Consider the following 13,332-nt stretch of genomic DNA (forward strand, 5'->3'; position numbering starts at 1 on the left):
AAATGCGCTAGCTGAAAATCATATTACACCCAATTTATGATATTTCAACCATAACAGTTGATATTTTTTAAACTTTATTTAACATAGTTTAACATTGACTTTTGATATCTCATAAAGTTTACTTATAAGCAGTTTACGTATTTTAAGTGCCAATTCTACAGGTAATATAGATAACTACCAATTAGAAACTGCATACTTAATCAGGGTTAATAATCAATATTATCAACATCTTAACGTTTTCAAGAACACTTAAAGACTGATATGGAAAAAATAATGAGCGGATTCCATGATATTTCAGAAGGCAAGGTAAGCTTAAGTGATGAAGCTTATTTATCGTTAAAAGAAAGTATCTTAAATGGTGATATTGCTAAAGGGGCGACTTATACACAAAGTGAAATTGTAAAAACACTTGGAATAGCCATCAGTCCCCTTCGTGCAGCAATTAACAAATTAGAAACAGAAGGATTAATTAAGGTATTGCCGCGCAGTGGAATTCAAATAATAGACACTGATTTTGCGCTTACAAGAAACACTTATCAGTTGCGAGTTATTTTAGAAAGAGAAGGACTAAAATCGTATATAAGATCGGCAACAGATGAAGAAATTAATAACTTTAGACAGAAACATATTGCATTACGAAACGAAATTAACAGTTGCAGTAGTAACGTACTCGTATGTGAAAAATTAGCTAAGTTGGATTCTGAATTACACAACGCATTCATTTTATCTTTAAATAATCAAATCATTACAAAAAACTATTTAGCCAACGAAGATTTGATTCGACTGACTCGGCTAGATCGAGTTGATTTAGCGTCAAATGAAATGTTGTTGCGCACTAATGAAGAACACTTAACTCTAATAGACGCGATTGCTGACAGAGACCCAGTGAAAGCATTAGAGAGTTTAGATACCCACTTGGAAAAATCAATAAAAAGGGCAATGGGGCTTTGGGGCTTCTGAAAGAATTATGCCGGAAACTAATAAGGGAAATAAATGAACTCTAAAATAGAGAATATTCGCATTCACTGCTTTGACTATCCTCGCGACAGGGTCATTGGCGATTCACAAATATCATCAAGTAGAGTGTGGATCGGCGCTTTGGAGATTTTCGATGAGGATGGGTTATCTGGTTTAGGATTTTTTCAATCGCTAACATCACCACTACCAAATGCGCATAATATTAGAGAGTTGTTAAATGCTAATGGCCTGGACGCTATGCTGAAGCAACCACCAGAAGGGTTAATTCATAAAGTTTATCGACCTCGAGGTGGCAATATCCAAGCCTTACCTTACCATTTAGATCAAGCGCTAGATCAAGCCTTATGGGATTTAGTGGCAAAGCGCGCTAATCTTCCTTTGTTTAAGTTACTTGGCGGTACAGAAGATAGAGTAAAAGCCTACGGAAGTGGCGTATGTTTTCATTTAACAGAGGATGAAGTGACTGATTTTTATAGCAAAGCAATCAAACATAATTTTAGTGGCTATAAAGTAAAAGTGGGTCATGCTGATCTAAGCCGCGATATCAAAAGACTCAAACAAATTGTAGAAATTGTTGGTCCAGACAAACTCATCATGGTGGATTCCAATGAAGCTTGGTCACCTAAAGAAGCAATTTCGAAAATAAAAGCCTTTGAACAAGCTGGTGTACCAATATATTGGGTTGAAGATCCTATTCTAAGAACCGACTATGCCGGTTTGAGAGAAATTAAGCACGCATTAGGTAACACCTATTTAAATGCGGGTGAATATCTAAACCTCGCGGGGAAAAAAGCCCTAGTTGAAAATGACGCTGCCGATGTGATTAATATTCATGGTGATTTCTCTTCTGCTTTAAAAATAGGTTGGTTGTGCGCTGAGAAAGGCATTCCTATTGCCTTGGGAAATACCCCCATGGAAATGGGTGCACATATCGCTTCCGCTTTACCGGAGGTTTTATATACCGAACATTCGATGCTCAATTGGGACTACATAGTAAAAACACCTTATAAAATTACTGATGGCTTTATTGAATTACCCAATATTAATGGTCACGGATTAATACTGTCTACTGACGCTATTGGCGAGTTAAAACCCAGTATTTCTTAATTTACGATGTAAATGAATTAGCAGAAAGGTATCTAAACAAAATTATTAGAGGGCAATGAATGTCTGGAAACACACAAACTAAACAGGTTAATTGGGGAATAGTCAGCGCCGGTCGCATTGCCGAAAAGTTTTGTGAAGATATGCAATACGTGAAAAATGGTAGGCTAGCTGCGATTGCAGCTAGATCTATACAAAGTGCGGTGAACTTTGCAGAAAAATTTCAAATAGAGAGAGCATATGCTGGATACCAGTGCTTATTTGACGATCCCGAAATAGACGTTATCTATATAGCCACAACCCACAACTTTCATTTTCAACATGCCAAAGCTGCCTTACTGGCTGGTAAGTCCGTTTTATGTGAAAAGCCCATCACCGTATCAGTTAATGAATGCGTTGAATTACAAACCATTGCCAAACAAAAGAACGTATTTCTTATGGAGGCATTGTGGACCTATTTTTTGCCTTCTGTGCTTCAAGCAAAACAATGGGCTGAACAAGGTCTAATCGGTAAAATTAAACATATAAAAGCCGATTTTGGTTATCAGGTACCTTATGACGCAATTGGCAGAATGTATAATCCCGAACTAGCCGGTGGATGCCTTTTCGATATGGGAATTTATCCTCTAGCAATCTCCCACTATTTCAATCCAGCTCCTTTATCAGAAATTGCGATTAAGGTGAAAAAAGCCGAAAGTGGAGTGGAAGATGATCTGGTTATATTAGCAAAGGCCGGTGATGTAACCTTGTCCCTTGCAACTTCGTTCCAATGTCGATTACAAAATGCAGCGTTAATTATTGGCGAAGATGGATATATAAAAATTCCGGACTTTTGGCGGGCAAAATCCTGTAGCCTGCACAAAATGGATACTAAAATAGACGAATTCATCGATTCAGAAGCAAACTTAGGGTATTGCCATGAAGCTAATGCGGTAGGCGAAATGATTTTACAGAATTGCAAAGAACATCCTTTTGTACCTCACTCAACAAGCTTAGCTTTGCAACAACAATTAGAAGCTATTCGTACAATGTTCTAATTTAAAATAATTTCATATGACGATGTAAAGCTTCTTTAAAATGCTTCATTAATGCCGCTGAAGCAGCGTCTTGATCTCTATCAGCACAAGCTTGCAAAATCTGAATATGTTCGTTTAAAGTGTTTTTAACTAGATTTGAAGTAAAGTGATGTTCTAATTGAATTAGTTTGATGTAGTATTTCAAACGAGTCGCCGTCACTTCAACAAATTCATTATTTAAGCTAGATATCATAGTACCGTGGAATTTCTGCTCAATTCCTTCAATTTCATCCAAGAGCCTTGGAGTAATACCCGATTTATCCACTTTTTTAATCAGAATTTCATGCTCTTTAATCAGCGAATGAATAATATCTTCGTGTCCATATAACGCGAAATGACGAGCCGCTGCACTTTCAATAATCGAACGGAATTGATACGTAGAACGAATAAACTCTAAGTCGGGTTTCCTGAATTGTATTCCAGCTCTGGGGTGTATCGTCAGCATTTTTTCACTTTCTAATACACGTAGAGCATCTCTCAATGGTTGGGTGGGAATATCCATTAGTTTGGATATTTCATTTTGTGACATAAATGCACCGGGTGCTAACTTACCTTCAAACACCCACTGGAGAATTTTATCGTAAGCAGCTTTATTCAACGAAACACCTTGGCTATTTGATGACTCGCTCTTTGCCATTTTACCTACATTACCTTTCACTTTTTTCGCCACTTCCACGTAAAACCCTTGGATACAAAAACAATAATCTGGTCATTATATTTTTTAAATTTGATTCATCAATACTACCCAAATTCCAAATAAGGGCAAGCTTTATGTGGTAAGGAGGTCTTACCTCTCCCCCCCCTCATTTTAAGAACGTTTTTTTGCGATCCATGTCAAATTACAACATTTTGTAAAATATTAACGATAATTTATAAATGCATTGTTAACTGATTGTGAATATATTAAATTCTACATTTGAGATATCAACACGCGCTAGTTAATATTTTAATTGGAAGATAAATCCACTAGGAGAAAACTTATGAGTCAATCAAACACTGATTGTTTTAGAAACTCTTCTGGCTTATTTAAGCAAATGCGCCGCAGCGTATATGCATTAATGTTAGCCGGAATGTCAGGTTTAGCTACCGGACAAACTTACTATGTGTCAGCGGATGGCGACGATGCTAATCCCGGTAGTTTGACATCTCCATTCAAAACACTAGAAAAAGCCAGAGATACCGTCAGGCTAGTTAATGATGATATGAACGAGGATATTTACGTTTATATTAAAGGCGGGCATTATCCAGTTGAAACGCCAATCGAATTTAATTCAAGCGATTCCGGCAACAATGGATATCGGGTTATTTATGAAGCCTATGATAGTGACAAACCTATTTTTAATGGGGCAACTGAAGTTACTAGTTGGACTCACCATGTTGGAAATATCTATAAAGCGACGCTAAATCGAGACGAAAAGCTTAGAACCTTGATTGTAAATGGAGAACGCGCTTATATGGCGAGTCAACGGGTTGGCACAACGGGTAGTTGGGGAACCTATAACATTACTGCTGGCGAAGCCTCTTGGGCTAGAATTAGCGGTTCACATCCAGACGGCGTAACCTATAAATTATCCGACATCCCTTCCATAAACAACGTTACCGACGTTGAAATCATGAACCAAACTAAGTGGAATACGAACTTTGTAACGGTTCGTGAAACAGCTGTGGAAGGAGATGATCGGGTAATGAAATTTTCACAACCCTACGCCGCCATTGCCATGAACCAAAATTGGGGTGGATTTACAACCAGTGGTACGCATACAGTGATAAATGCGTATGAATTTTTAGATGAGGCGAATGAGTTTTATTTTGATCGCACCACTAATACTCTTTATTACTACACTGAAACCGTCAATATGGATACAGCAGAAGTGTGGGCTCCTCATGCGAGTGAACTGCTTAATTTAACCGGCGATTCAAAATTAAACCGTATTGAAAACATCACGTTTAAGGGGCTAACATTTGCTTACACTGAAGCAAAATTACCCGAAGTAGCCGGCTCTGCCGGTAAAACCACAGTACAGGCTGCCACCTATAAAATGGCTTACAGTGATGGAAATTGGCACAACGATAAATATACAGCTTATGATGTTATGCCAGGTGCAATCAATGTAAATCATGCGCAAAACATTAGTTTTGAAGATGGTGAAATTAAACATATCGGTGGTGAAGGGATTAATTTCACCAATGACGTTGTTGAGTCACAAATTATTGGTAATGCAATAATTGATATAGGCGGTTCAGGTATCAACGTAGCTCATCCACAACATGTCTATATTGGAGACGGTGGCACTTATGAAAAGTATGCCCCTTCAGAAGAAGGTGTTGTGCAAAACATCTTGGTTAAGAACAATCTAATATATGATGCAACTCGCATTTATTGGGGACATGCCGCCATTACCGCATTCTTTACTGATGGTTTAAACATTGAGCATAATCAAATTCAAAATACCAATTATTCAGGTGTAAGTTTGGGATGGGGTTGGAATAATTTTGGTCCAGAGACTACACCGGATAACTACACAACAGTTGCTCGAAATAATAAATTCAATAATAACCGTGTTTATAATGTGATGACGACTCTTGAAGATGGTGGTGCATTTTATACCTTGGGTAACCAGCCAAATTCAGAGGCTAGTAGAAATTACGTAAAAGCACCTACTACCCACTTTCAAGGGGTATATCATCCTGATGAGGGTACAGCCTATTACACTGGTGACGACCTAGTCTTCGAAATTGTCCCAGGACAAGATAATTTTGAATTAAATAAATGGCGTGATAAACGCGATAATCATTACAGCAACATCTATACAACCTCTAGTTCTAACGCCACAGGAGCACCAAACACATCAATTACCAATATGCAGGTAATTCCTGATGCAGATTGGCCAGCCGAAGCACTGGATATTATTGCCAATGCAGGCTTGGAATCTAATTACCAATATATGCTAGATGATATTCCAGAGCCACCTGAAGTACCTGGACTAGTTGGCTCTTCAGCGGGAAGTGTGCTCGAAGCAGAAAGCGGCACCCTGCTAGGCAGTGGTTCTATCTTTAGTGACGGAGAAGCTTCTGGTGAGTTAGCCGTTGAAAATATTCATACCGACGGTTCAGGTATTGAATTTACAGATATGCCTCAAGCAACAGCACTGCAGCTTCGTTACACAACAAAAAGAACAGGCACTTATAGTATTTATGTTGATGGCGAGCACAAAGCAAACGTTGAATTTAACTCGACAGGCAAATGGGCAGGTTCCTATGTGTTTACGGATACTGTTTTAGTTGATATTCCTAAAGGCGCAACACTCACACTGCAAAAAGACAGTGACGATACCGGCATTAATATTGATTACATTTTGCTGATCGATCACAGTTTCAAACAAGAAGCTGAAGATGCAGCTATGCTGGGAAGTGCAAAAGCTCAAGACGAACATTCAGGCTACAGCGGCACCGGGTTTGCTGCGCAAATACTCAATCAAGGAGACGGCGTTGAATTTAATTTAAACGTGGGAGTATCAGGACAATACCTTATCGATATGCGGTATGCCATGGGTACATTCGGTCCTAGCGGCGACAGAACCTTAAGTGTGTATGTTAATGGTAGTGAGCAAACTGAAGCCACTTTTCAAACCACTGTTGAATGGAATGTTTGGGCTAACACACAACACCTAGTCACTTTGCAAGAAGGACAAAATACTTTGAGCTACCGTTTTGATAGCGACGATACTGGATTCGTTAACATTGATTACATTCAATTGACTCATAAAGTTGAAGCGGAAGACGGTTTGTTAAATAGCGTAACAGCAGACAACAGCCACACTGGTTTTAGTGGCTTTGGATATGTTGCCGATATTGTGCACGAAGGTGATTCAGTTGCGCTAACGGTTTATGCCCCTAATGCGGGGGAATATAGTTTTGGAACGCGCTATGCGATGGGCCTAGACGGACCTTCTGGTGACCGCACACTGAGCGTCTACGTAAATAATATCGACCAAGGTGACAGTACTTTTGTAACTACTGGAGCTTGGGACAGTTGGGCAACAGTGCAAGATACTATCACCTTAAACACCGGCTTGAATGTCATTCGTTTCCAAAACGACATTGACAATACTGGTTGGGTAAACCTTGATTTCATAACTCTGGGCCTTGTCGAAGAAAATGACAATATTTGTGCAAACGGTATTCAAGGTGACTTCGATTGTGACGGGGCAATTAGTCTTGATGATAGAGATATATTTTTATCCGCTATGGGCAGTCAAGTTGGCGATGAGAATTATTTAGAAGCCGCTGATTTAGACGGTGATGGCGGGATCACTCGTCTTGATTACAGTCATTGGTTTGTATTGTATAGAAATCAATAGGCCTTAATTAGCTGCCAGAGCTTGTTCGCGCTGGCAGCTTTTTATTTTTGAACAAAATTAATTTAGGAATTACAACATGCAAATTTTTCATAAATACATTTCATCTTTTGTTTTAGGTGCTTCGCTAATTGTCACATCAGTTGCAACCCAAGCAAATATTATCGAATATGAATTAGGCTTCAGTGACATAACGGATGTGCAAATAGGCGACTCTTTTTCAGTCGATGTTTTTATTGATTCACCAACAGATTTAACCTTAACCACTTTCGGTTTTGATTTTGTTGATTCAATCGACACGACCTCCTTCGCTGGTTTTAACAATGTTAGTTTCGATGGGTTCACCCTAGCATCTTGGCTAAACAGTGATTTATTAAATGATGTGGGTGGCCTAACTGATTTGTTTGCTACGCCCGTAGCAGGGGATGATACATTCATTGCGTCTTTAAACTTTACCGCTACTAGCCTAGGTAGCCAAACGGTAGCTGTGTTTGGGGATCTATTTTCTAATGGCGGAGGTGTTTTCTTTGATGATTTTTCTTTTGCCAGTATAGGTGGCATATTTGACATCAATGTTATTGACGAAACAGTGCAAGTATCAGCACCTTCTACTTTTTCTATCTTTTTGATGAGTTTGTTTTCTTTGATAGCGCTGCGCGTTGTTAAAAAATCACACTAATTTATCTAAAGTGTGCGCCACGAATTTAACGCTGGCGCACTTTCCTTTCCGTTTAAAACTGCCGCTGCCCGTATCAAATCCAAAATTGAAAACAGATCTGCTGACGACAACACCTTAAACGTCAATAATGGCAAATTTGGTCAACTGACGTGTAAAAAAGTGAAATGTGTGAATGCATTTGCCCTTCGTTCCCGTTAATCTAGTTAACCTAGATCACTTCAATCAAGGCGCGAACCCATGAAATATGCTTTAGTACTGAGTTTCTTGCTGTTTACGACCACATCGGCATTGGCTAATACGCTAGAAAATTCTGAACATGCTAAAAAATCCTTGGATATTTATAAAACTATTGTGGGTATTCCTACTGTTGCAGGCAGGGGTAATGTGCCCAAAATGGCTTCGTATTTGGCCAGTGAATTTAAACAAGTGGGATTTAGCGATGACGACATTCAGATTATCCCTAGTGGCGAAACGGTTGGGTTAATTGTTCGATATCAAGGAGATAGTTCGAGCAACAAGAAGCCTATTCTATTGTTAGGGCATATGGATGTAGTAGAAGCGTTAGCAAAAGACTGGCAAAGACCGCCATTTGAATTGACCCAAGACGACAAAAATTTCTATGGTCGAGGTAGTATCGATAATAAGTATGGGATTGCCATGCTTTCTTCCACTTTTATTCGTTTGAAAAAAGAAGGGTTTGTGCCAAATCGAGATCTCTATCTGGTGTTTTCTGGTGATGAAGAGACCGGCATGGTCACTACCCGCATGTTAGCCAATGAACGTCCTGAATTGGCATCGGCTGAATTTGCACTAAATTCAGACGCTGGAGGCGGTAGTTTGGATGCTAATGGAAATGCCATAGCATATCTGGTTCAAGCTGCAGAAAAGACATACGTGAGCTTTGAGCTAACCTTGCGCAATAAAGGTGGACACAGTTCTAGACCACGCCCTGATAATGCAATTTACGAGCTTTCAGAGGCTTTATTAAACATTAAAGACTATCATTTTCCAGTCATGTGGAGTGAGATGACGCGTGAATACTTTAGGATCTCAGGCCTTCAACTCGGTGGTGAATTGGGAGATGCGATGCTCGCTTTTGCCAAAGATCCAACGGATAAACACGCATCTGACCGTTTACAAATAGAATCGTCTTATGTGGGTACAACTCGTACCACATGCGTTACGACTATGTTGAACGCGGGCCACGCTGAAAATGCCCTTCCGCAATCTGCCACAGCAACGGTGAATTGTCGTATTTTCCCAGGGGTTTCAGTCGACAACGTGAAACAAACCTTGCAAGAGGTCGTGGATAACCCTGAGATAGAAATTGTCACCCTAGACGATCCCGTTGAAAGTCCGATATCTGAATTACGAGAAGATGTGATGTCTGCCATTGGAAAAGCCGTACATGCAAGGTATCCCAATGTGGATATCATCGCTTATATGGAGTCAGGTGGTACAGATGGGAAGCACTTTCGTAAGGCTGGGATCCCAACATGGGCTATGTCGAGCGGGTTTATGAATCAAAATGAAATGTTTGCCCATGGCCTGAATGAAAGGCTTCCCATTAAGGCATTTTATGACGGATTGGATCACTGGAGTATTATTCTCAAGGAGTTAGCTGGAAATTAGCCATACAAATAGGACGTACAAGGTAACTAAGTCAATCAATTAAAAATAAATAGGAAAATTATGAAATTTATTGTTTTAGCTGTGGTTATTGCATTAGCAGTATTCTACTTCAATAGAAATTCAAATAATAAGAAGTTAGCCGTTGAAAACACCGCAACAGGTAAGGCGTTTTTAACCAAAAATAAAGCTAACGAGGATGTTGTAGAGACCGCAACAGGACTTCAATATCAAGTAATGCAAAAAGGGGATGGTGAGACTCACCCAAGTGCAACTTCAACCGTTAAAGTTCATTATCACGGCACATTGCTCGATGGCACTGTATTTGATAGTTCTGTAAATAGAGGCCAACCTATTAGCTTCCCTTTGAATCAAGTGATTGCCGGTTGGACTGAAGGTGTTCAATTAATGGTGGTCGGAGATAAATTTAAATTTTTTATCCCTGCTAACCTAGCCTATGGCGACCATGCAACGGGAAACATTAGCCCTGGCTCGCTTCTTATCTTTGAAGTCGAGCTGCTTGAAATTCAATAGTGTTTTTTGCCGGTAACTGGTACTGCTAGCCATTTAAACTTAAGGTTTTTCAGCCTTGAAAAACCTTCATTTAAAGCAATGCACTCCCCCATTTTTACTGATCATATCCAGGATTAATGCGATCAAGTTTACGCAATATTCCCGGCCATGCTAACGCGCCTCCTGCAGCGCGAGTTACCTGCTTCGCTTGGGCTTGTATACCGCTTAAAATTGGATCAGGAATTTTAATCATTGGCTGTCCAGTAGCTTGAGCTTGTAGTTGAATTTCGCATGAACGCTGAAGTAGGAACATGCCAAGAAAGGTATCTGCTATGGACTCGCCACAAGTGAGTAATCCATGATTACGCAAGATCATAAAGTTGTTCTCGCCTAAATCAGCCACTAAACGGCTTTTTTCTTCAGGATTAAGGGCAACACCTTCGTAGTCATGATAAGCCATGGACGATAAGGCAAACAGAGACTGTTGACTGTAAGCCTGTAAACTGTCCTTTAAGGTCGATACCGCAACTCCAGCCGTGGTATGCAAATGTAAAACGCATAAAGCATCGGCTCTAGCTTCATGGACAGCACTGTGAATGGTAAAACCCGCTGGATTAATATTGAATTCAGTATCCATTACAATATTTCCCTGCAGGTCGACTTTCACTAAGTTTGACGCTGTGATCTCTTCAAATAATAAACCATAAGGATTAATTAAAAAGTGATGTTCGGGCCCCGGAACCCTCGCAGAGATATGAGTGAAAACCAGATCGTCCCAACCGTAATGGGCGACAATCCGATAACACGCGGCTAAATCCACGCGCGTTTGCCACTCTTGTTGGCTAACCCGTTCTTTTACACCAGCGACCATAATGATTCCTTCAAAAATTACAATTTAATAACATTTGTTCACTGTAAGGGTTTTGTTTGGGTTAGACTGTCGTCAATTTGACAATCTTACTGGAATAGCTATGGATCATTCACAAATAGAACAGCTTTTCAAACACCACAATTGGCTAGATCAGTTACCTTTCCAGGTTATTCAGGCTTTAATTTCTGTGAGTAAATTAAAAACCCTCAAAAAGGGACAAATTTTACATGCTAAGGGGGATAATGCTGACGGATTTTATTGCATTCTAAAAGGCAAAATTCGCGTTAGTAATGTTAATTCTCAGGGCAAGGAAATGGTGCTGACATGGCTAGAAAGTGGGACATGGTTTGGCGAAATATCGATGTTTGACGATTTACCACGAACCCATGATGCCCATGCCGATGATCAATGCCATTTGTTAATGATCCCAAAACTCGCTTTTCATCATTTACTGCAAGAAAAACCGCACTTTTATCCCTATTTTATACGTATGTTATGTCAGCGAATTAGAGTGACATTTAATCTAATTGATGAAACCGGTGGTTTATCTTTATTGGGACAATTGGCACGACGGATATTACTGCTGGCAAACGGACTACATAACACTAAGCAAAATCAAAAAAATAAACAGATCGCTATATCCCAAGAATCATTGGCACATATGATCAATAGTTCGCGGCAGACAGTTAACAAACTGTTGAATGAATTGAATCAGAAAAATATTGTCAACGTTGACTACGGGACAATTGAGATTATAAATATGCAGGCGTTAGAAAGACTGTGTGAAATTTAATGAGCAAGGCAGCACCTTGCTCATTATAAACGTCATTAAGCTTCGTATTTCTTTAATACAAGAGTGGCGTTAGTGCCGCCGAAACCAAAACTGTTCGACATAACTGTATTCAGTTTAGCTTTACGTGTTGAGGTCACTACGTCTAAGCCTTCAGCCGCTTCGTCCAAATTATCAATATTAATTGATGGTGCAATAAAATCATTTTCCATCATTAATATGCTGTAAATTGCTTCATTAACACCTGCCGCGCCTAACGCATGACCGGTCATTGACTTAGTTGAACTGATAGCAGGACTCTTGCCACCAAATACTTCTTGAATAGCCCCTAACTCCTTCACGTCACCTACTGGCGTGGAAGTACCATGGGTATTCAGGTAATCAATGGGAGTATCTACGTCTTGCATCGCCATTTGCATACAGCGAACTGCGCCTTCACCTGAAGGAGCCACCATATCCACACCATCTGAAGTTGCACCGTAACCAACGACTTCGGCATAAATTTTAGCTCCGCGGGCCAATGCATGCTCGAGCTCTTCAACGACGACCATACCGCCACCGCCAGAGCTAACGAAACCATCGCGATCAGCATCATAGGTACGTGAAGCAACAGACGGATTGTCATTGTATTTCGAAGACAAAGCTCCCATGGCATCAAACTGTACCGATAACGTCCAATCCAATTCTTCACCGCCACCAGCAAATACAACATCTTGTTTGTTCAATTGAATTAACTCTAAAGCATTACCAATACAATGAGCACTGGTAGCACAGGCTGAAGCAATAGAGTAATTGATGCCTTTGATTTTAAAAGGCGTTGCTAAACATGCAGACACCGTGCTGGCCATAGACTTAGTAACCATGTATGGGCCAACTCGTTTAACGCCTTTAGCACGTAAAATATCAGCAGCATCAACCTGACTTTTTGATGATGCGCCGCCGGAACCTGCAATAATACCGGTGCGAATGTTAGACACTTGATCTTCAGGTAAACCGGAATCCTCAACTGCTTGTTGCATCGCTATGTATGCATAAGCCGCTGCGTCACCCATAAAACGTAACTGTTTACGATCAATATGCTCTTTAAAATCGATATCTACCTTTCCCCAGACCTGTGAACGCAAACCCATTTCCGCAAACTCATCTGAAAAGGTGATACCTGAACGACCTTGTTGCAAGGAATCCAGAACTTCTTCTTGGTTAATCCCTATGCTAGAAACAATACCGATACCTGTTATGACTGCTCTTCTCATTTTTCACCTTTTTTACGATTTAATCGAAGAATTTTCCGCTTATAATAATGATTTTACAGACTTAACTGGTCTGCTCTTCTG

General features: G+C 39.9%; 11 protein-coding genes. 8 read left to right on the forward strand and 3 right to left on the reverse strand.

The window, feature by feature from the left end; translation table 11 throughout:
* Positions 1-261 precede the first annotated feature (261 nt).
* From Q4574_RS18610 to Q4574_RS18620, 3 genes are read left to right on the forward strand one after another with little or no spacing between them, the layout of a single operon-like run.
* Entirely contained in the window at positions 262-960 is a 699-nt protein-coding gene (locus Q4574_RS18610; RefSeq protein ID WP_303476435.1) for a GntR family transcriptional regulator, read from the forward strand.
* 33 nt (positions 961-993) lie between these two features.
* Positions 994-2,085 carry a mandelate racemase/muconate lactonizing enzyme family protein gene (locus Q4574_RS18615; RefSeq protein WP_303476436.1) on the forward strand — a complete coding sequence of 364 codons (1,092 nt, stop codon included), beginning with the start codon at positions 994-996 and terminating at the stop codon, positions 2,083-2,085.
* A 59-nt stretch (positions 2,086-2,144) separates the two neighbouring features.
* Complete coding sequence (locus Q4574_RS18620; RefSeq protein WP_303476438.1) at positions 2,145-3,119, forward strand: Gfo/Idh/MocA family protein; 975 nt, start codon at positions 2,145-2,147, stop codon at positions 3,117-3,119.
* Position 3,120: 1 nt separating this feature from the next.
* On the opposite strand, the gene Q4574_RS18625 is transcribed toward Q4574_RS18620, so the two are convergent.
* The gene (locus Q4574_RS18625; protein WP_303476441.1) at positions 3,121-3,834 is read right to left on the reverse strand and encodes a GntR family transcriptional regulator; all 714 of its coding nucleotides are present in this window, start codon (positions 3,832-3,834) and stop codon (positions 3,121-3,123) included.
* A 304-nt stretch (positions 3,835-4,138) separates the two neighbouring features.
* Here Q4574_RS18625 and Q4574_RS18630 point away from each other — a divergent pair, with 304 nt between their 5' ends.
* From Q4574_RS18630 to Q4574_RS18645, 4 genes are all read left to right on the forward strand, one after another.
* Positions 4,139-7,519: a CBM35 domain-containing protein gene (locus Q4574_RS18630; protein ID WP_303476443.1), complete on the forward strand. Its 3,381-nt coding sequence runs from the start codon at positions 4,139-4,141 to the stop codon at positions 7,517-7,519.
* Positions 7,520-7,595: 76 nt separating this feature from the next.
* Positions 7,596-8,195: a hypothetical protein gene (locus Q4574_RS18635; RefSeq protein ID WP_303476445.1), complete on the forward strand. Its 600-nt coding sequence runs from the start codon at positions 7,596-7,598 to the stop codon at positions 8,193-8,195.
* A 237-nt stretch (positions 8,196-8,432) separates the two neighbouring features.
* Positions 8,433-9,827: a M20/M25/M40 family metallo-hydrolase gene (locus Q4574_RS18640; protein ID WP_303476447.1), complete on the forward strand. Its 1,395-nt coding sequence runs from the start codon at positions 8,433-8,435 to the stop codon at positions 9,825-9,827.
* A gap of 60 nt (positions 9,828-9,887) precedes the next feature.
* Positions 9,888-10,358, forward strand: coding sequence for an FKBP-type peptidyl-prolyl cis-trans isomerase (locus Q4574_RS18645; protein ID WP_303476449.1), 471 nt, complete (start codon positions 9,888-9,890; stop codon positions 10,356-10,358).
* A gap of 94 nt (positions 10,359-10,452) precedes the next feature.
* Here the strand turns inward: Q4574_RS18645 and Q4574_RS18650 are convergent, their stop codons facing one another.
* On the reverse strand, positions 10,453-11,208 hold the full coding sequence (locus tag Q4574_RS18650) for a class II aldolase/adducin family protein (RefSeq protein ID WP_303476451.1): 756 nt from the start codon (positions 11,206-11,208) through the stop codon (positions 10,453-10,455).
* Between the two features lie 100 nt (positions 11,209-11,308).
* On the opposite strand from Q4574_RS18650, the gene Q4574_RS18655 reads away from it, so the two are divergent.
* A complete protein-coding gene (locus Q4574_RS18655; RefSeq protein WP_303476453.1) occupies positions 11,309-12,001 on the forward strand; it encodes a Crp/Fnr family transcriptional regulator in 693 nt (230 codons plus the stop codon).
* A gap of 35 nt (positions 12,002-12,036) precedes the next feature.
* Here Q4574_RS18655 and fabB read toward each other — a convergent pair whose 3' ends face one another.
* Entirely contained in the window at positions 12,037-13,251 is a 1,215-nt protein-coding gene (fabB, locus tag Q4574_RS18660; RefSeq protein ID WP_303476455.1) for a beta-ketoacyl-ACP synthase I, read from the reverse strand.
* Positions 13,252-13,332: the final 81 nt, after the last annotated feature.

The sequence above is a fragment of the Aliiglaciecola sp. 3_MG-2023 genome (assembly GCF_030548205.1).
Lineage (GTDB): Bacteria > Pseudomonadota > Gammaproteobacteria > Enterobacterales > Alteromonadaceae > Aliiglaciecola.

Excerpts from the sequence above, each read along its gene's own strand:
- Q4574_RS18630 (WP_303476443.1), top strand. The coding sequence starts at position 4,139 with ATGAGTCAATCAAACACTGATTGTTTTAGAAACTCTTCTGGCTTATTT.
- Q4574_RS18645 (WP_303476449.1), top strand. The coding sequence starts at position 9,888 with ATGAAATTTATTGTTTTAGCTGTGGTTATTGCATTAGCAGTATTCTAC.
- Q4574_RS18610 (WP_303476435.1), top strand. The coding sequence starts at position 262 with ATGGAAAAAATAATGAGCGGATTCCATGATATTTCAGAAGGCAAGGTA.
- Q4574_RS18615 (WP_303476436.1), top strand. The coding sequence starts at position 994 with ATGAACTCTAAAATAGAGAATATTCGCATTCACTGCTTTGACTATCCT.
- fabB (WP_303476455.1), bottom strand. The coding sequence starts at position 13,251 with ATGAGAAGAGCAGTCATAACAGGTATCGGTATTGTTTCTAGCATAGGG.
- Q4574_RS18655 (WP_303476453.1), top strand. The coding sequence starts at position 11,309 with ATGGATCATTCACAAATAGAACAGCTTTTCAAACACCACAATTGGCTA.
- Q4574_RS18635 (WP_303476445.1), top strand. The coding sequence starts at position 7,596 with ATGCAAATTTTTCATAAATACATTTCATCTTTTGTTTTAGGTGCTTCG.
- Q4574_RS18620 (WP_303476438.1), top strand. The coding sequence starts at position 2,145 with ATGTCTGGAAACACACAAACTAAACAGGTTAATTGGGGAATAGTCAGC.
- Q4574_RS18650 (WP_303476451.1), bottom strand. The coding sequence starts at position 11,208 with ATGGTCGCTGGTGTAAAAGAACGGGTTAGCCAACAAGAGTGGCAAACG.
- Q4574_RS18640 (WP_303476447.1), top strand. The coding sequence starts at position 8,433 with ATGAAATATGCTTTAGTACTGAGTTTCTTGCTGTTTACGACCACATCG.